The 17,892-nt window shown below is 58.1% G+C and carries 15 protein-coding genes; 5 read left to right on the top strand and 10 right to left on the bottom strand.

Annotated features, from left to right (window positions below; genetic code table 11):
- Nucleotides 1–24: 24 nt before the first annotated feature.
- The 5 genes from mnmE to rpmH all read right to left on the bottom strand — a co-directional run bounded on the left by mnmE (nucleotide 25) and on the right by rpmH (nucleotide 3,947).
- Nucleotides 25–1,395, bottom strand: a complete 1,371-nt coding sequence (gene mnmE / locus QMX93_RS00225) for a tRNA uridine-5-carboxymethylaminomethyl(34) synthesis GTPase MnmE (RefSeq protein ID WP_282351260.1) — start codon at nucleotides 1,393–1,395, stop codon at nucleotides 25–27.
- A gap of 79 nt (nucleotides 1,396–1,474) precedes the next feature.
- Nucleotides 1,475–3,154, bottom strand: a complete 1,680-nt coding sequence (yidC, locus tag QMX93_RS00220) for a membrane protein insertase YidC (protein WP_282351257.1) — start codon at nucleotides 3,152–3,154, stop codon at nucleotides 1,475–1,477.
- Between the two features lie 2 nt (nucleotides 3,155–3,156).
- Nucleotides 3,157–3,402: a membrane protein insertion efficiency factor YidD gene (gene yidD, locus QMX93_RS00215; protein WP_010465488.1), complete on the bottom strand. Its 246-nt coding sequence runs from the start codon at nucleotides 3,400–3,402 to the stop codon at nucleotides 3,157–3,159.
- Entirely contained in the window at nucleotides 3,395–3,796 is a 402-nt protein-coding gene (gene rnpA, locus QMX93_RS00210) for a ribonuclease P protein component (protein ID WP_042704971.1), read from the bottom strand. Before rnpA ends, yidD begins: the two co-directional genes overlap by 8 nt.
- Nucleotides 3,797–3,812: 16 nt before the next feature.
- The gene (gene rpmH, locus QMX93_RS00205; RefSeq protein WP_003213577.1) at nucleotides 3,813–3,947 is read right to left on the bottom strand and encodes a 50S ribosomal protein L34; all 135 of its coding nucleotides are present in this window, start codon (nucleotides 3,945–3,947) and stop codon (nucleotides 3,813–3,815) included.
- Between the two features lie 567 nt (nucleotides 3,948–4,514).
- Between rpmH and dnaA the strand changes: the two genes are divergently transcribed.
- From dnaA to gyrB, 4 genes are read left to right on the top strand one after another with little or no spacing between them, the layout of a single operon-like run.
- The gene (gene dnaA, locus QMX93_RS00200) at nucleotides 4,515–6,041 is read left to right on the top strand and encodes a chromosomal replication initiator protein DnaA (protein WP_282351255.1); all 1,527 of its coding nucleotides are present in this window, start codon (nucleotides 4,515–4,517) and stop codon (nucleotides 6,039–6,041) included.
- Nucleotides 6,042–6,080: 39 nt separating this feature from the next.
- Nucleotides 6,081–7,184 (top strand): DNA polymerase III subunit beta, encoded by a 1,104-nt coding sequence (gene dnaN, locus QMX93_RS00195; RefSeq protein WP_053125301.1) that lies wholly within the window; start codon nucleotides 6,081–6,083, stop codon nucleotides 7,182–7,184.
- 14 nt (nucleotides 7,185–7,198) lie between these two features.
- A complete protein-coding gene (recF, locus tag QMX93_RS00190) occupies nucleotides 7,199–8,302 on the top strand; it encodes a DNA replication/repair protein RecF (RefSeq protein WP_053125303.1) in 1,104 nt (367 codons plus the stop codon).
- A gap of 5 nt (nucleotides 8,303–8,307) precedes the next feature.
- Nucleotides 8,308–10,725: a DNA topoisomerase (ATP-hydrolyzing) subunit B gene (gyrB, locus tag QMX93_RS00185; protein ID WP_008084382.1), complete on the top strand. Its 2,418-nt coding sequence runs from the start codon at nucleotides 8,308–8,310 to the stop codon at nucleotides 10,723–10,725.
- 134 nt (nucleotides 10,726–10,859) lie between these two features.
- Here the strand turns inward: gyrB and QMX93_RS00180 are convergent, their stop codons facing one another.
- Nucleotides 10,860–11,579, bottom strand: a complete 720-nt coding sequence (locus tag QMX93_RS00180) for a response regulator transcription factor (protein ID WP_159813443.1) — start codon at nucleotides 11,577–11,579, stop codon at nucleotides 10,860–10,862.
- A gap of 169 nt (nucleotides 11,580–11,748) precedes the next feature.
- On the opposite strand from QMX93_RS00180, the gene QMX93_RS00175 reads away from it, so the two are divergent.
- Nucleotides 11,749–13,281, top strand: coding sequence for an ATP-binding protein (locus QMX93_RS00175; protein ID WP_282351248.1), 1,533 nt, complete (start codon nucleotides 11,749–11,751; stop codon nucleotides 13,279–13,281).
- 168 nt (nucleotides 13,282–13,449) lie between these two features.
- Here the strand turns inward: QMX93_RS00175 and QMX93_RS00170 are convergent, their stop codons facing one another.
- The 4 genes from QMX93_RS00170 to glyQ form a co-directional block, all read right to left on the bottom strand.
- Nucleotides 13,450–14,229 (bottom strand): lysophospholipid acyltransferase family protein, encoded by a 780-nt coding sequence (locus QMX93_RS00170; RefSeq protein ID WP_282351247.1) that lies wholly within the window; start codon nucleotides 14,227–14,229, stop codon nucleotides 13,450–13,452.
- Between the two features lie 83 nt (nucleotides 14,230–14,312).
- Nucleotides 14,313–14,852: a D-glycero-beta-D-manno-heptose 1,7-bisphosphate 7-phosphatase gene (gene gmhB / locus QMX93_RS00165; RefSeq protein WP_282351245.1), complete on the bottom strand. Its 540-nt coding sequence runs from the start codon at nucleotides 14,850–14,852 to the stop codon at nucleotides 14,313–14,315.
- Nucleotides 14,853–14,856: 4 nt separating this feature from the next.
- The gene (gene glyS, locus QMX93_RS00160) at nucleotides 14,857–16,911 is read right to left on the bottom strand and encodes a glycine--tRNA ligase subunit beta (RefSeq protein ID WP_053125315.1); all 2,055 of its coding nucleotides are present in this window, start codon (nucleotides 16,909–16,911) and stop codon (nucleotides 14,857–14,859) included.
- Nucleotides 16,908–17,861 carry a glycine--tRNA ligase subunit alpha gene (gene glyQ, locus QMX93_RS00155; RefSeq protein ID WP_025112261.1) on the bottom strand — a complete coding sequence of 318 codons (954 nt, stop codon included), beginning with the start codon at nucleotides 17,859–17,861 and terminating at the stop codon, nucleotides 16,908–16,910. The genes glyS and glyQ overlap by 4 nt, the downstream gene beginning before the upstream one ends.
- Nucleotides 17,862–17,892 lie beyond the last annotated feature (31 nt).

Below are 17,892 nucleotides of genomic sequence, written 5' to 3'. Positions count from 1 at the left end.
ATAAATTGTCCACAGTCCCTTTTGTCATTTGCCGATACAGAAACTGGAAAAGATTCGTCCCAACAGATCATCAGAGCTGAAAGCCCCGGTGATTTCGCCGAGAGAATGCTGTGCCTGGCGCAAATCTTCGGCGAGCAACTCTCCGGCGCCAGCCAAGGTCAGCTGGGCGCGGCCGTGTTCCAGTGCCGCACTGGCGTGGCGCAAGGCCTCCAGATGCCGGCGACGTGCACTGAAACTGCTTTCCGACGTCTGCTCGTAACCCATGCAGGCTTTGAGATGATCGCGCAACAGATCCAGACCTTCACCGGCGGATTTGGCGCTGAGACTGATCGTCACGTGCCCGTCTTCGCTGGTTTCCAGAACAATGGCTTCGCCGGTCAGATCGGCCTTGTTGCGGATCAACGTTACTTTGGCCGGGTCTGGCCGGGTTTCGAGGAATTCCGGCCACAAGGCAAACGGATCCAGCGCTTCCGGAGCGGTTGCATCGACCACCAGCAACACCCGATCAGCTTCGCCAATCGCTTTCAATGCGCGCTCGACGCCGATCTTTTCCACCTGATCATCGGTATCACGCAGGCCAGCGGTATCGACAACGTGCAACGGCATGCCGTCGATGTGGATATGTTCACGGAGGATGTCGCGAGTGGTGCCGGCGATCTCGGTCACGATTGCCGCTTCGCGACCGGCCAACGCATTCAACAGGCTGGATTTGCCAGCATTCGGACGGCCGGCGATCACTACGGTCATGCCATCGCGCAGCAACGCGCCCTGCCCGGCTTCGCGCAGCACTGTGGATAATTCATCGCGCACTTTGTCGAGCATGCTCAGCACATGGCCATCGGCGAGGAAGTCGATTTCTTCTTCCGGGAAGTCGATGGCGGCTTCGACGTAGATGCGCAGACCGATCAACTGTTCGGTCAAGTTATGCACACGCTGGGAAAACGCACCCTGCAATGAACGCAGGGCATTGCGTGCAGCCTGTGCAGAACTGGCTTCGATCAAATCGGCAATCGCCTCGGCCTGGGCCAGGTCGAGTTTGTCATTGAGGAAGGCGCGTTCGCTGAATTCCCCCGGGCGCGCCAGACGGCAGCCCAGTTCCAGGCAGCGTTTGAGCAACATATCCAGAACGATGGGGCCGCCGTGGCCCTGCAATTCCAGAACGTCTTCACCGGTGAACGAATTAGGCCCCGGGAAATACAGCGCCAGACCTTCGTCGAGCACCTGTTTGTCGTCAGTGAAAAACGGGCCGTAATGGGCGTAACGCGGTTTCAGTTCGCGGCCGCTGATGGCTTTTGCCGCCACGCTGGCCAACGGCCCGGAAATACGGACGATGCCCACACCACCACGACCTTGAGCGGTGGCGACAGCGGCGATGGTTTCACGAGGTACGCTCATTAACCGGAATCCAGACAGAAATGACAGATAGCAAAACGCCCCACTAGGGGGCGTTTTGAGTGGTTATCCACAGTGTAAATCAAGCGGCTGCTTTGGTAGCCCGTTCGATCTTACGTGTGATGTACCACTGTTGGGTGATGGACAGGCAGTTGTTCACAACCCAGTACAGCACCAGACCAGCCGGGAACCACAGGAAGAAGAAGGTGAAGATGATTGGCATCATTTTCATGACCTTCGCCTGCATCGGATCCGGAGGAGTCGGGTTCAACTGCTGCTGGATAAACATGGTTGCGCCCATGATGATCGGCAGAATGAAGAACGGATCCTTGATCGACAGGTCAGTGATCCACAGCATGAACGGCGCCTGGCGCATTTCCACGCTTTCCAGCAGAACCCAGTACAGCGAAAGGAAAACCGGCATCTGCACGAGGATTGGCAAGCAACCACCCAGCGGATTGATCTTCTCTTTCTTGTACAGCTCCATCATGGCTTGCGACATTTTCTGCCGGTCATCGCCATGTTGTTCTTTCAGTGCAGCCAGTTTCGGTGCAACGGCACGCATACGCGCCATCGATTTGTAGCTGGCAGCCGACAGAGGGAAGAAAAGACCCTTGATCAGCATGGTCAGGAAGATGATCGACCAGCCCCAGTTACCAACAATCGCGTGGATGTGTTGCAGCAACCAGAAGATCGGTTGAGCAATGAACCACAGAATGCCGTAGTCGACGGTCAGTTCCAGACCTGGGGACAACTGCTTCAGCACAGCCTGGCTTTTCGGACCGGCGTACAGCACAGCGCTGGTTTCAACTTTGGCACCTGGTGCAGCGGTCAGTGTTGGACCGGTGTAACCGATGATGTAGTTGCCTTTGCTGTCTTTACGGGTCTGAACGACGTTGTTTTCGCCCTTCGCCGGAATCCACGCGGTCACGAAGTAGTGTTGCAGCCAGGCTACCCAACCACCGGTGACGGTTTCTTTCAGCTGCGCCTTGTCCATGTCCTTCATGGACACTTTCTTGTACGGCTCCGAACTTGTCCACAGGGCAGCGCCCAGGTAAGTCGCGGTGCCAGTAGCAGTGGTGGACGAAGGGTCAGCGCTGTTATCACGCTTCAACTGAGCAAACATTGCGCCGTTCCAGGGCTGAGCGCTCTGGTTATCCACAATGTAGGAAACGGCTACGTCGTACAGGCCGCGTTTCAGGGTGAAACGCTTGATGTAATTGACGCCGTCCTTGCTGAACTTCAGGTCTACGACCAATTGGTCCTGACCGTCAGCCAGTTGATAAGTCTTCTTCTCCGAGGAGTAGACCGGACGACCGGCCGGGTTTGCGTCCGGGCCGTTGGTGCCGATCAGACCGCTTTGGGCCAGATAAATACGTTCGCCGCCGTTATCGAACAGCTGGAACGGAACATCAGGACGATCCTGACGACGTGGATACAGAGGCAAGGTCAGTTGAGCAACATCACCACCTTGTGGATCGATCGCGAGATCGAGCACGTCGGTTTTGATCTGGATCAGATCCTTGCTGGCGGCTACCGGTGTTTCGGCAGGTGCGCTGGTATCGCTAGCGGCGCGCGGAATATCGTCACTGGCGGCAGCATTATTGCCAGTGGCGGTGTCCGGCAAACCGGATGTAGTCGTACTGGAAGCAACATTCTGAGTCGGCAAAGCAGCCTGACCATAGTCCTGGTTCCATTTAAGAACCATAACGTAGGCCACGATTGCCAGGGCGACGATCAGGATCGTGCGTTTGATATCCATGATTACTCGGCCATCGAAGAAGAACGGGAGGTAGGGATAGGTGGAACCGGGTCATAACCACCGGGATTCCACGGATGACAGCGACCTAAACGACGAAAGGTCAGCCAGCCACCGCGCAGAAGGCCATGATTTTCAATGGCTTCATACGCGTAGCAGGAACAACTGGGGTAGAAACGACAGTGGCTGGCCATCAAAGGACTAATGGCATAGCGATAAAACTGGATCGGAACGAGGGCCAGTTTACGCATCAGGACTGTCTACCCCTACAGTTTCGGTTTTGACTTCTGGAACTGGCTTGCTGCGTGCCAGACGCTTCCAGAGCTTGCCGAAATGCTGAATCAATTCGGGGTTTTCTACATCGCCAAGACCTTTGCGCGCGACGATAACGATGTCCCAGCCGACCAGTGAATCCTGGTGCAGACGAAACGATTCGCGCATCAAACGTTTGAGGCGATTGCGCTCAACGGAGAGCTTTACGCTCTTTTTCCCGATAACCAGCCCGAGACGGGGGTGATCAAGATCGTTGTTGCGTGCAAGGAGCAGGAGATTTTTCCCCGGAACCTTGCCGGTAGGGGAGTCAAAGACTGCCTTGAAATGCCGGGGGGTAAGCAGACGCTTTTCCCGACTGAAGTCCTGACTCACCTCCAGTACCGGATTATCAAACTGCCAGACGCGCACGACCTTTGGCGCGGCGACGCGACAGGACAGCACGGCCGTTCTTGGTAGCCATGCGAGCACGGAAGCCGTGAGTACGGGCGCGTTTGATAGTGCTTGGTTGGAAAGTACGTTTCATTGTCGTGTTACCTGGTTCGTCCACAACGGGCCGGAATGGCCCCCGTTTTAAGAGACCGGGGATTCTAGAGAAAGCAAGCCCTCAGGTCAATTTCCAACCAGCGTTTCCTTATAAATAGATCTCGGAGGCCTCTGTGGCTGAAAGCCTGTCTGCCAAACATAAAAATAAAGAAGGGACTTATTTAAAGCTTTTTTGTAAAGCTTATAAAAGCTAGGGCCGTCATCTTCTGTGGATAAGTGCCAAGAGCCCTTATTTCACGTGATGTACAGAGAATGACAACTACAGTGGAAAACCGTGTTCAGCCTGTGCTGCACTGTCGGATAACCTGTGCGTGGAATGGCCTGTTATCCACAGGCAGGTTATCCACCGAGTTCAACCCCCAGTTGTCCAGTGCCCTCAGGGGTGGTTATCCACAGAGCTTATTCACACACCGTTGGTCGCCTTTTTTTGGTTTAACGCATTGATAAATCATGTTCACCGGGCAACCTGCATGTGGATAAGTGGGCGGCTCGCCGCTACAATGGCCGCTTGTTTTTGCCTCACCGGCTTTCAACTTAGGGGATATCCGTGTCAGTGGAACTTTGGCAGCAGTGCGTGGAGCTTTTGCGCGAGGAGCTGCCTGCCCAACAATTCAACACCTGGATCCGTCCACTACAGGTCGAAGCCGAAGGCGACGAGTTGCGCGTCTACGCACCGAACCGTTTTGTTCTGGACTGGGTCAACGAAAAGTACCTGGGGCGCGTCCTTGAACTGCTGGATGAGCACGGCAACGGCATGGCGCCTGCGCTTTCCTTATTAATAGGCAGCAAACGCAGCTCGGCACCGCGTGCCGCACCGAATGCGCCACTGGCGGCAGCGCAAGCTTCCCAGGCGCAAGCGAATGCTGCCCCGGTGAACACGCCAGCGCCGACTCAGACGCCAGCACCGAGCGCCAAGCGCTCGACGCAGAAAAGCCCGGAAGTCAGCGATGAACCGTCTCGCGACAGCTTCGATCCGATGTCCGGCGCCTCTTCGCAGCAGGCCCCGGTTCGCGCCGAGCAACGCACTGTGCAAGTCGAAGGTGCGCTCAAGCACACCAGCTACCTGAACCGTACGTTCACCTTCGAGAATTTCGTCGAAGGTAAATCCAACCAGCTCGCCCGCGCGGCGGCCTGGCAAGTGGCGGATAACCCGAAGCACGGCTACAACCCACTCTTCCTTTATGGTGGCGTTGGCCTGGGTAAAACTCACTTGATGCACGCGGTGGGTAACCATCTATTAAAGAAGAACCCGAATGCCAAGGTCGTGTACCTGCATTCCGAGCGTTTCGTGGCCGACATGGTCAAGGCGCTGCAGCTGAACGCGATCAACGAGTTCAAGCGTTTCTACCGTTCGGTGGATGCGCTGCTCATCGATGACATTCAGTTCTTCGCCCGTAAAGAGCGTTCGCAGGAAGAGTTTTTCCACACCTTCAACGCGCTGCTTGAAGGTGGCCAGCAGGTCATTCTCACCAGTGACCGCTATCCGAAAGAAATCGAAGGCCTTGAAGAGCGCCTTAAATCCCGGTTTGGCTGGGGCCTGACGGTTGCCGTCGAGCCGCCGGAACTGGAAACCCGCGTGGCGATCTTGATGAAAAAGGCCGATCAGGCCAAAGTCGACTTGCCGCACGACGCCGCGTTCTTCATCGCCCAGCGTATTCGTTCCAACGTCCGTGAGCTGGAAGGCGCGCTGAAACGCGTGATCGCCCACTCGCACTTCATGGGCCGCGACATCACCATCGAGCTGATTCGCGAATCCCTGAAAGACCTGTTGGCGTTGCAGGACAAACTGGTCTCTGTGGATAACATTCAGCGCACCGTCGCCGAGTACTACAAGATCAAGATCTCCGACTTGCTGTCCAAGCGCCGTTCGCGCTCGGTCGCACGTCCGCGTCAGGTGGCGATGGCGTTGTCCAAGGAATTGACCAACCACAGCCTGCCGGAAATCGGCGATGTGTTTGGCGGCCGCGACCACACCACCGTGTTGCACGCCTGCCGCAAGATCAACGAACTTAAGGAATCCGACGCGGACATCCGCGAGGACTACAAGAACCTGCTGCGTACACTGACCACTTGATGAACACCAGCGCAGCTTATTAAGGCAAGGGACTAGACCATGCATTTCACCATTCAACGCGAAGCCCTGTTGAAACCCCTGCAACTGGTCGCAGGCGTCGTCGAGCGTCGACAGACCTTGCCGGTACTGTCCAACGTGCTGTTGGTAGTCGAAGGCCAGCAACTGTCGCTGACCGGTACCGACCTTGAGGTCGAGCTGGTCGGTCGTGTGCAACTTGAAGAGCCTGCGGAAACAGGTTCCATCACCGTGCCTGCGCGCAAGCTGATGGACATCTGCAAAAGCCTGCCCAACGATGCGCTGATCGACATTAAAGTCGACGAGCAGAAGCTGGTGGTCAAGGCCGGCCGTAGCCGTTTCACCCTGTCGACCCTGCCTGCCAACGACTTCCCGACCGTTGAAGAAGGCCCGGGTTCGCTGACCTGCAGCCTCGAGCAGAGCAAACTGCGTCGCTTGATCGAACGCACCAGCTTCGCCATGGCCCAGCAGGACGTGCGTTATTACCTCAACGGCATGCTGCTGGAAGTGTCTGAAGGCATCATCCGCGCCGTGGCCACCGACGGTCACCGTCTGGCCATGTGCTCGATGAAAGCCGATATCGGTCAGCCGGATCGCCATCAGGTGATCGTGCCGCGCAAAGGTATTCTCGAACTGGCACGTCTGCTCACCGAGCCGGACGGCAACGTCAGCATCGTCCTGGGTCAGCATCACATTCGCGCGACCACCGGCGAATTCACCTTCACCTCGAAACTGGTCGACGGTAAATTCCCGGACTACGAGCGTGTTCTGCCGAAGGGCGGCGACAAGCTGGTATTGGGCGATCGCCAAGCGCTGCGTGAAGCGTTCAGCCGTACCGCGATTCTGTCCAACGAGAAATACCGCGGTATCCGTCTGCAACTGGCCAACGGGCAGTTGAAGATCCAGGCCAACAACCCGGAGCAGGAAGAAGCGGAAGAAGAAGTGGGCGTTGAATACAACGGCGGCTCCCTGGAAATCGGCTTTAACGTGAGCTATCTGCTCGACGTGCTGGGCGTGATGACCACCGAGCAGGTTCGCCTGATTTTGTCCGACTCCAACAGCAGTGCGCTGGTGCAAGAGTCCGACAACGACGACTCGGCTTACGTTGTCATGCCGATGCGTCTGTAATCAGCTGACCCTGGATGTCCTTAAGTCGTGTTTCGGTCACCGCGGTGCGCAATCTGCACCCGGTGACCTTCTCCCCCTCCCCCCGCATCAACATTCTTTACGGCGCTAACGGCAGCGGCAAAACCAGTGTTCTGGAAGCCATTCATCTGCTGGGGCTTGCCCGTTCGTTTCGTAGTACGCGTCTGTTGCCGGTCATCCAGTACGAACAACTCGCCTGTACCGTGTTCGGTCAGGTCGAATTGGCCGAGGGTGGCCATAGCGCTTTGGGCATCTCGCGCGATCGTCAGGGCGAGTTCCAGATTCGCATCGACGGGCAGAACGCCCGCAGCGCTGCGCAACTTGCGGAGATCCTGCCGCTGCAGTTGATCAACCCCGACAGCTTCCGCCTGCTTGAAGGCGCGCCGAAGATTCGCCGGCAGTTTCTCGACTGGGGCGTGTTCCACGTTGAGCCGCGTTTCATGGCTACCTGGCAGCGTTTGCAGAAGGCCTTGCGCCAGAGAAACTCCTGGCTGCGGCATGGTACACTTGACGCCGTTTCGCAAGCGGTTTGGGACAGGGAACTGTGCCAGGCCAGCGCTGAAATCGATGAATACCGCCGCGCTTACATCAAAGCCTTGAAACCAGTCTTTGAACAAACCTTGAGCGAACTGGTTGAGCTCGAAGGTTTGACGCTCAGCTATTACCGAGGCTGGGACAAAGACCGGGAATTGAGCGCCGTACTGGCTGGATCCCTGCAACGGGATCAGCAAATGGGTCATACCCAGGCCGGACCGCAACGCGCTGATTTGCGTCTTAGATTGGGCGCACACAACGCCGCGGACATTTTGTCCCGGGGTCAGCAGAAGTTGGTGGTCTGTGCACTGCGGATTGCCCAAGGGCACTTGGTCAGCCAGGCCCGACGCGGTCAGTGTATTTATCTGGTGGATGACCTGCCGTCCGAACTGGACGAGAACCACCGCCGCGCGCTGTGCCGTTTGCTGGAAGACTTACGCTGCCAGGTGTTTATCACCTGTGTAGATCACGAATTATTGAGGGAAGGCTGGCAGACGGAAACGCCAGTCGCTTTGTTCCACGTGGAACAGGGCCGTATCACCCAGACCCACGACCATCGGGAGTGAAGGCATTGAGCGAAGAAAATACGTACGACTCAACGAGCATTAAAGTGCTGAAAGGCCTGGATGCCGTACGCAAACGTCCCGGTATGTACATTGGTGACACCGACGATGGCAGCGGTCTGCACCACATGGTGTTCGAGGTGGTCGACAACTCGATCGACGAAGCCCTCGCCGGCCACTGCGACGACATCAGCATCATCATCCACCCGGATGAGTCCATCACCGTTAAAGACAACGGCCGTGGCATCCCGGTAGACGTGCACAAAGAGGAAGGCGTTTCCGCCGCCGAGGTCATCATGACCGTCCTCCACGCTGGCGGTAAGTTCGACGACAACTCCTACAAAGTATCCGGCGGTCTGCACGGTGTAGGTGTTTCGGTAGTGAACGCGCTGTCCGAAGAACTGGTACTGACCGTTCGCCGCAGCGGCAAGATCTGGGAACAGACCTACGTCCACGGCGTGCCTCAGGCACCGATGGCCATCGTTGGCGACAGCGAAACCACCGGCACCCAGATTCACTTCAAGCCGTCGGCGGACACCTTCAAGAATATCCACTTCAGCTGGGACATCCTGGCCAAGCGTATTCGTGAACTGTCCTTCCTCAACTCCGGTGTCGGCATCGTCCTCAAGGACGAACGCAGCGGCAAGGAAGAGCTGTTCAAATACGAAGGCGGCCTGCGTGCGTTCGTTGAATACCTGAACACCAACAAGACTGCGGTCAACCAGGTGTTCCACTTCAACATCCAGCGTGAAGACGGCATCGGCGTGGAAATCGCCCTGCAGTGGAACGACAGCTTCAACGAGAACCTGTTGTGCTTCACCAACAACATTCCGCAGCGCGACGGCGGCACCCACCTGGTGGGCTTCCGTTCGGCACTGACGCGTAACCTGAACACCTACATCGAAGCCGAAGGCCTGGCGAAGAAGCACAAAGTCGCCACCACCGGTGACGATGCCCGTGAAGGCCTGACTGCGATCATCTCGGTGAAGGTGCCGGATCCGAAGTTCAGCTCGCAGACCAAAGACAAGCTGGTCTCTTCCGAAGTGAAGACCGCGGTCGAACAGGAAATGGGCAAGTACTTCTCCGACTTCCTCCTGGAAAACCCGAACGAAGCCAAGCTGGTCGTCGGCAAGATGATCGACGCTGCCCGTGCCCGTGAAGCCGCGCGTAAAGCCCGTGAGATGACCCGCCGCAAAGGCGCGCTGGACATCGCCGGTCTGCCGGGCAAGCTCGCTGACTGCCAGGAAAAAGACCCGGCGCTCTCCGAACTGTACCTCGTGGAAGGTGACTCCGCGGGCGGCTCTGCCAAGCAGGGGCGTAACCGCAAGACCCAGGCGATCCTGCCGTTGAAGGGCAAGATCCTCAACGTCGAGAAAGCCCGTTTCGACAAGATGATCTCTTCCCAGGAAGTGGGCACCTTGATCACCGCACTGGGCTGCGGCATCGGTCGCGACGAGTACAACATCGACAAGCTGCGCTATCACAACATCATCATCATGACCGATGCTGACGTCGACGGTTCGCACATCCGTACCCTGCTGCTGACCTTCTTCTTCCGTCAGTTGCCGGAGCTGATCGAGCGTGGCTACATCTACATCGCTCAGCCGCCGTTGTACAAGGTCAAGAAAGGCAAGCAAGAGCAATACATCAAAGACGACGACGCCATGGAAGAGTACATGACGCAGTCGGCCCTGGAAGATGCGAGCCTGCACCTGAACGAAGAAGCCCCGGGCATTTCCGGTGAAGCGCTTGAGCGTCTGGTGAATGACTTCCGCATGGTGATGAAGACCCTCAAGCGTTTGTCGCGCCTGTACCCGCAGGAACTGACCGAGCACTTCATCTACCTGCCGGCCGTGAGCCTGGAAAAGCTCGGCGACCACGCAGCGATGCAAGAGTGGCTGGCCCAGTACGAAGCGCGTCTGCGTACCGTGGAAAAATCCGGTTTGGTCTACAAGGCCAGTCTGCGTGAAGACCGCGAACGCGGCGTGTGGCTGCCAGAGGTCGAACTGATCTCCCACGGCCTGTCGAACTACGTCACCTTCAACCGCGACTTCTTCGGCAGCAACGACTACAAAACCGTCGTCACCCTCGGCGCTCAACTGAGCACCCTGCTCGACGAAGGCGCGTACATCCAGCGCGGCGAGCGCAAGAAAGCAGTCACCGAGTTCAAGGAAGCACTGGACTGGCTGATGGCTGAAAGCACCAAGCGCCACACCATTCAGCGATACAAAGGTCTGGGCGAAATGAACCCGGATCAGCTGTGGGAAACCACCATGGACCCAAGCGTGCGCCGCATGCTGAAAGTCACCATCGAAGACGCCATCGGCGCAGACCAGATCTTCAACACCCTGATGGGTGATGCGGTCGAACCTCGCCGTGACTTCATCGAGAGCAATGCATTGGCGGTTTCGAACCTGGATTTCTGATCCTCGTTTGCGTCAAACAAAAAGGCCAACGCATTGCGTTGGCCTTTTTTATTGGCAGATCAAAAGATCGCAGCCTTCGGCAGCTCCTACAGGAGATCAATGTAGGAGCTGCCGAAGGCTGCGATCTTTTGATCTTACTCGGGCGCTGCCGCCACACTCTCCAACCGATACCCATACCCATAAATCGTCAACAGCTGCCACCCTCGATCCGCCGTCAGCCCGAGCTTGTTCCGCAGGCGATAGATATGCGTATCCAGCGGCCGCGACGAAGCCATCTCCTCATGCGGCCAAAACCGTTCATACAGATAATCCCGCGATAACGGCCTCCCCAGGTTGCTGAACAGACACCGCGCCAGTCGATACTCGCGCTCGGTCATGACAATCGGCTTTCCCTCGCGAGTGACGGTGAGTTCAGCGTCATCAAACGTCAGATCATTAAAGCTCAGCACTTCTGTCGCCGCCGCACGTTGCTGGCTGTGCCGCCGCAATACTGCAGCCACCCGCGCCTTCAATTCATTCGGCCGAAACGGCTTGCTCACATAATCATCCGCCCCCGCATTCAACGCCTGAACGATATCGCTCTCGCCATCACGGCTGGTGAGCATGATTGCCGCTGGTGGCGCTTCCATGTGTTCGCGGGTCCAGCGCAGCAGGGCCAGGCCGGTGAGGTCGGGCAGTTGCCAGTCGAGGATCAGCAGGTCGAAGGTTTCCCGACGCAGTTGGCGCAGCAGGTCTTCACCGCGTTCGAAGCTGTGCAGTGACCACGGCTGTTCGCCGGCATCGGCCATTTGCTGCAGGGTTTGCTCGACCCGGCGCAGTTCGGCGGGTTCGTCGTCCAGAATCGCAACGCGCATTCGCGGTCATTCCTTGTTGCTTGGGCAGTTGGCGGACAACCATAGTCGCTCGGCCCTCGCAGTGAAAGTAAGCAGCCCGCCGTTGGTCGACGTCCGCTATGATTCTTCGGGTCTACGTCTCAGACCTGTGGCCCATGAAACCATTCACCCTGCCCTGCCGTTTTTCCAAATGAACACTAATCGCCGGCACGAAAGCCGCGAGCCCAGCCAGGTGCAGCGCTTGTTTCGACAGCTGGTGCGCGAGTGGTTGTGGATAAGTCTAGTGCTGTTGCCGCTGACTGCGCTGTTGTCGTATCGCGCGCAGATCAACCTGCGCGATATCACCCCCGTCATGGGAGCCATGCTTTCGGTTGGGCTGGTGGCGTGCGTACTTGGTTTGCTGTTATGGCGTCCGCGCTGGGCGTTGTGGATAACGTTGGTTGGCATGGCCGGCGTGCTGCTGACCAGCGCCGGGCTGGCGGAGATGCGTCGCTGGTGGTCGCCGACGCCGGCGGTGTTGGGCATGTTGTTCGGCTATCTGATCTGGAACTGGCGGCGCCTGAGTGTGGTGCTGACTTATTTCGGCTGGGAGCTGACGCGGCTGGATGGAGAGCCGAAGGTTTTCCCCGAACGCCGTCGCACGCAATTCACCGGCGCCGATCGTTTGCAGGGGCAGATCATGGCCCTCGAGCAAGCCATGAGCCGCACCCGCGATACTCGACGCTTCATCGCAGACGGTTTGGAATACTTGCCGGTCGCCACCCTGATCAGCGATCCCAAGGGGCAGATCCTGCTGGGCAATCGCAAGGCCCGCGCGTTGTTCGATACTGCATTAGTGGGCGACGACGTCCTCGATCAACTCGCCCGCCTCGGCTATCCGGAATTATCCACAGAGCCACGTCCAGCGTTATCCGCCCTTCCGCTGCTGGAATTCCGTGACCACAAGGAACGCAGCCTGCGCCTGGAACGTGCCGCCCTGCTGCCGGTGGATGGGGACACACCGATCGGCTGGCTGCTGAGCCTCACTGACCTCAGTGCCGAACGCGCGGCGGAAGAACAACGCAGCGTATTGCTGCGCTTTCTATCCCACGACCTGCGCGCGCCACACTCGGCGATCCTCGCTTTGCTGGATGTGCATCGCCATCAGGCCGGGGCTGATGCGCCGTTGTTCGAACAGATCGAACGTCAGGTGCGCCGCGCGCTGGATCTGACCGACGGTTTTGTTCTGCTGGCGCGAGCCGAGTCTGAGACTTACCAATTTCAACCGACGTTGTTCGCGATGCTGGTGCTCGACGTGCTGGATCAAGCGTTGCCCATTGCCCAGCAGAAACGCATCGAGCTGCTGCATGACATGGATGAAGAGTCGCAGGAACGTTTGATCAATGCCGATCAAGGCTTGCTGACCCGCGCGCTGTTCAACCTGCTGGAAAACGCGATCAAGTACAGCCCGGCCGACACCACGATCACCCTGCGCGTCCGTTGCCGTGAGGAATGGTTGCACTGTGAATTGATCGATCAAGGCAAAGGCATCGCCGCCGATGAATTGCCGGATCTGTTCAGTCAGTACCGCCGTTTTTCCTCCGCCCAAGGCATCGATGGTGTGGGGCTGGGCCTGTCGATGGTCAAAGCGGTGGTTGATCACCATGGCGGTAAAATCGAATGCCGCAGCGTGGTCGATCAAGGCACCACGTTCCTGCTGGAGTTACCGCTGATTCACGAATGATCAGCCACAAAAAAACCGGCTATATCAGCCGGTTTTTTTACATCGGAAAAAAACTTATGCACCTTTTACGGTCTTTTATGAGCTTGAGAAATATATAAGCAAATCAATTACTTAATCTCAATATTCAAGCCTTTTCAAACAAACCGTACACAGGTTATCCACAAAATCTCAGACAGCGATCTGATCATTGGCGACCGGTGCCTGCGGGGCCGGTGGCAGAGAGCCCATTTCGCGTTGAGTCTTCTCGTTCCAGGCTTGCACCCGGTCGTTCAACTCGGCAATGGCGCGCGGGCCTGTACCTTCGGCGTACATCGGTTCGCCGATGACCACAGTGATCACGCCGGACTTTTTACCCCAGCCGACTTTCGGCCAGAATTTGCCGGCATTGTGTGCAATCGGCAGTACCGGAAGCGCCGCATTCACCGCCAAAGCGCTGCCACTGCGGGAGAACTTGCCGACAGTGCCAAACGGCACGCGTGTGCCTTCCGGAAAGATCAGCACCCAAACGTTGTCCTTGAGCAACTCGTCACCTTTGGCGGCGACTTGTTTCAGTGCAGCTTTCGGGTTGTCACGGTCAATCGCGATAGGCCGCAACATGGCCATGGCCCAGCCGAAGAAGGGCACGTAAAGCAGTTCGCGTTTGAGCACTTGGCTCAACGGCGAGAAATAAGCGGAGAGAAAGAACGTCTCCCAAGTGCTCTGGTGGTTCGATTGAATCACGCAGGGCCGGTCAGGCACGTTTGCCGCGCCCTTGATTTCGTAGCGGATACCGAGAAACACCTTGGTCAGCCACAAGGCGCAACGGCACCAGTACACGTTGATAAAACGATAACGCGCCTTGAACGGCAGAAACGGCGCGATGAAAAAACTCAAGCTGCACCACAGCAGGGAGGTGGTGCCCAGCAGCAGGTAAAAGAGAAAAATCCTGATGGCCCGCAGTATCGACATAGTGACGTTTACCGTGACGGGGCAATGCCCGAGTGTTCAAGCGCACTCCCGATCAATCCCTGGTCAGGAACTTCAGAAGTACTCTAGTTGTGGATAAGTTCTGCGGCAATCGCCGCCAGATCGTCAAAAATCAGAGTGCCAACCGGCAGGGTTTTGCCCTGAGTCTTTTCGCCTTTTCCGGTCTTTACCAAAACTGGCTGTGAATCGACGGCTTTGGCAGCCTCCAGGTCACCAAGGCTGTCGCCGACGAACCAGACATTGGTCAGCTCGACGTCGTAATGCGCCGCGATGGTTTTCAACATCCCCGGTTTCGGCTTGCGGCAATCGCAGCCTTCGTCCGGCCCATGCGGGCAGTACACGATCAGCCCGACTTCACCGCCCTGCTCCGCGACCAGCTCACGCAAGCGCGCGTGCATGGCATCGAGGGTGGCGAGGTCGTAATAGCCGCGAGCAATGCCCGACTGGTTGGTGGCCACCGCCACCGTCCAGCCGGCCTTGCTCAACTGCGCAATCGCTTCGATCGAGCCGGGCAACGGAATCCACTCCGCCACTGACTTGATGTAAGCGTCGGAGTCGTAATTGATCACTCCGTCCCGATCGAGAATCAGCAGTTTCAACAGCAATCCCTCAACCCAGCAGCGAAATGTCGGCAACGCCGAGGAACAGACCACGCAGACGCGCCAGCAGCGCGTAACGGTTGGCCCGCACATTGGCGTCGTCGGCATTGACCATCACCGCGTCGAAGAACGCATCCACCGGCTCACGCAATGCCGCCAGGCGTGCCAGCGATTCGTTGTACTGACGCGCCGCAGCCATCGGCTGTACCGCTTGATCCGCTTGTTGGATCGCCGAGTACAGCGAGAACTCGTTGGCGTTGTCGAAGTACTTCGCTTGTACCTCGGTCGGTACTGCGCCTTCGAGTTTGCTCAACAGGTTCGACACACGCTTGTTCACCGCCGCCAGCGCTGCCGCTTCCGGCAGTTTGCGGAAGGCCTGAACCGCTTGCACACGCTGATCGAAGTCCAGCGCCGAACCCGGCTTCAGGGCACGTACCGACAGGTAAGTGGCGACTTCAACGCCTTCGTCTTCATAACGCGCACGCAGGCGGTCGAAGATGAATTCCAGCACGGACTCGTTGAGGCCGGCAGCCTTGACCTTGGTACCGAACGCATTCACGGCGAAAGCCACAGCGTCGTTCAGGTCCAGATCGAGCTTCTTCTCGATGAGGATACGCAGCACGCCCAGTGCCGCACGGCGCAGGGCGTACGGGTCTTTGCTACCGGTTGGCAGCATGCCGATACCGAAGATACCGACCAGAGTGTCGAGCTTGTCAGCGATGGCGACGGCTGCACCGGTCAGGGTCGCCGGTAGTTCTGCACCGGCACCGCGTGGCATGTATTGCTCGTTCAGCGCCAGCGCGACGTCTTCCGGCTCGCCGTCATTGAGGGCGTAGTAGTAACCGGCGACACCTTGCATCTCCGGGAACTCGCCAACCATTTCCGTGGCGAGGTCGCACTTCGACAGCAGGCCAGCGCGAGCAGCCCACGAAGCGTTGCCGCCAATGCGCGCGGCGATGTACGCGGCCAGCTTGGAAACGCGCTCGGCCTTGTCGTAGACGCTGCCGAGTTTTTCCTGGAACACCACGTTTTTCAGGCGATCGTTGAAAGCTTCGAGCTTCTGCTTCTTGTCTTGCTTGAAGAAGAACTCGGCGTCGGTCAGGCGTGGGCGAACCACTTTCTCGTTACCGGCGATGATCTGCTGCGGGTCTTTGCTTTCGATGTTGGCCACAGTGATGAAACGTGGCAGCAACTTGCCGTCGGCATCCAGCAGGCAGAAGTACTTCTGGTTGTCCTGCATGGTGGTGATCAGCGCTTCTTGTGGCACGTCGAGGAAACGTTCCTCGAACGAGCACACCAGCGGCACCGGCCATTCAACCAGCGCGGTGACTTCGTCGAGCAGCGCCGGCGGCACGATGGCCGTGCCTTCCTGACGGGTGGCCAGCTCTTCGGTGCGCTTGCTGATGATCTCGCGACGCTCGTTGGCGTCGGCCAGCACGTAAGCGGCACGCAGGTCGGCGAGGTAGCTCGACGGCGAACCGATGCGCACGCTTTCCGGGTGATGGAAGCGGTGACCACGGGAATCACGGCCAGCCTTCTGCGCGAGGATGGTACAGTCGATGACCTGGTCACCGAGCAGCATCACCAGCCATTGGGTCGGACGCACGAACTCTTCCTTGCGCGCACCCCAACGCATGCGTTTCGGGATCGGCAGGTCGTTCAGTGAATCTTCGACGATGGTCGGCAGCAGGCTTGCGGTTGGCTTACCGGCGATGCTCTGGCTGTAACGCAGTTTCGGGCCGCTCTGATCGATTTCGCTCAGATCAACGCCGCACTTCTTGGCGAAACCCAGGGCTGCCTGAGTCGGATTACCTTCAGCGTCGAACGCCGCCTGACGTGGCGGGCCGTCGAGGTTGATGCTGCGATCCGGTTGCTGGGTAGCCAGCGCGGTGATCAGCACAGCCAGACGACGCGGCGCGGCGTAGACGGTTTTAGTCTCATAGCTCAGGCCAGCGGCTTGCAGGCCCTTGTCGATACCGGCGAGGAACGCGTCAGCCAGGGTGTTCAGGGCTTTCGGTGGCAGTTCTTCGGTGCCCAGTTCAACCAGAAAATCTTGCGCACTCATTGTGCTGCCTCCAGCTTGGCCAGTACTTCGTCACGCAGATCCGGGGTCGCCATCGGGAAGCCCAGCTTGGCGCGTGCCAGCAGATAGGCTTGCGCAACGGAACGCGCCAGGGTGCGTACGCGCAGAATGTATTGCTGACGCGCGGTCACCGAGATCGCCCGGCGCGCATCCAGCAGGTTGAAGGTGTGCGAGGCCTTCAACACCATTTCGTAGCTCGGCAACGGCAGCGGCTGGTCGAGTTCGATCAGGCGCTTGGCTTCGCTTTCATAGAAGTCGAACAGTTCGAACAGCTTGTCGACGTTGGCGTGTTCGAAGTTGTAAGTGGACTGCTCCACTTCGTTCTGGTGGAACACGTCGCCGTAGGTGACTTTGCCCATCGGGCCGTCAGCCCAGACCAGGTCGTAGACCGAATCCACGCCTTGCAGGTACATGGCCAGACGCTCAAGACCGTATGTGATCTCGCCGGTCACCGGGTAGCACTCGATGCCGCCCGCCTGCTGGAAGTAAGTGAACTGCGTCACTTCCATACCGTTCAGCCAGACTTCCCAGCCCAGACCCCAGGCGCCGAGGGTCGGCGATTCCCAGTTGTCTTCGACGAAGCGGATGTCGTGAACCAGTGGGTCCAGGCCGACATGCTTGAGGGAGCCCAGGTACAGTTCCTGGAAGTTGTCCGGGTTCGGCTTCAGCACGACCTGGAACTGATAGTAGTGCTGCAGACGGTTCGGGTTTTCGCCGTAACGGCCGTCAGTCGGACGACGGCTTGGCTGCACGTAAGCGGCGTTCCAGGTTTCCGGGCCGATGGCACGGAGGAAGGTCGCGGTGTGGAAAGTGCCGGCGCCTACTTCCATATCGTAGGGCTGAAGTACCACGCAACCTTGCTCGGCCCAGTATTGCTGGAGCGCGAGGATCAAGTCTTGGAAGGTACGCACGGCTGGCGTAGGCTGGCTCACGAAATTCACCTGTTTCTTGGGCTGCGATTTA

Source organism: Pseudomonas sp. PS01303, from assembly GCF_029959385.1.
Classification (GTDB): Bacteria; Pseudomonadota; Gammaproteobacteria; order Pseudomonadales; family Pseudomonadaceae; genus Aquipseudomonas; species Aquipseudomonas rustica.
This window is presented reverse-complemented; position numbering and strand designations above follow the sequence as displayed.

Bases quoted from the DNA above. Each gene is read 5' to 3' on its own strand.
- glyS (WP_053125315.1), bottom strand. From the start codon at position 16,911: ATGAGTGCGCAAGATTTTCTGGTTGAACTGGGCACCGAAGAACTGCCA.
- mnmE (WP_282351260.1), bottom strand. From the start codon at position 1,395: ATGAGCGTACCTCGTGAAACCATCGCCGCTGTCGCCACCGCTCAAGGT.
- QMX93_RS00170 (WP_282351247.1), bottom strand. From the start codon at position 14,229: ATGTCGATACTGCGGGCCATCAGGATTTTTCTCTTTTACCTGCTGCTG.
- QMX93_RS00175 (WP_282351248.1), top strand. From the start codon at position 11,749: ATGAACACTAATCGCCGGCACGAAAGCCGCGAGCCCAGCCAGGTGCAG.
- recF (WP_053125303.1), top strand. From the start codon at position 7,199: ATGTCCTTAAGTCGTGTTTCGGTCACCGCGGTGCGCAATCTGCACCCG.
- yidD (WP_010465488.1), bottom strand. From the start codon at position 3,402: ATGCGTAAACTGGCCCTCGTTCCGATCCAGTTTTATCGCTATGCCATT.
- QMX93_RS00180 (WP_159813443.1), bottom strand. From the start codon at position 11,579: ATGCGCGTTGCGATTCTGGACGACGAACCCGCCGAACTGCGCCGGGTC.
- rpmH (WP_003213577.1), bottom strand. From the start codon at position 3,947: ATGAAACGTACTTTCCAACCAAGCACTATCAAACGCGCCCGTACTCAC.
- dnaN (WP_053125301.1), top strand. From the start codon at position 6,081: ATGCATTTCACCATTCAACGCGAAGCCCTGTTGAAACCCCTGCAACTG.
- yidC (WP_282351257.1), bottom strand. From the start codon at position 3,154: ATGGATATCAAACGCACGATCCTGATCGTCGCCCTGGCAATCGTGGCC.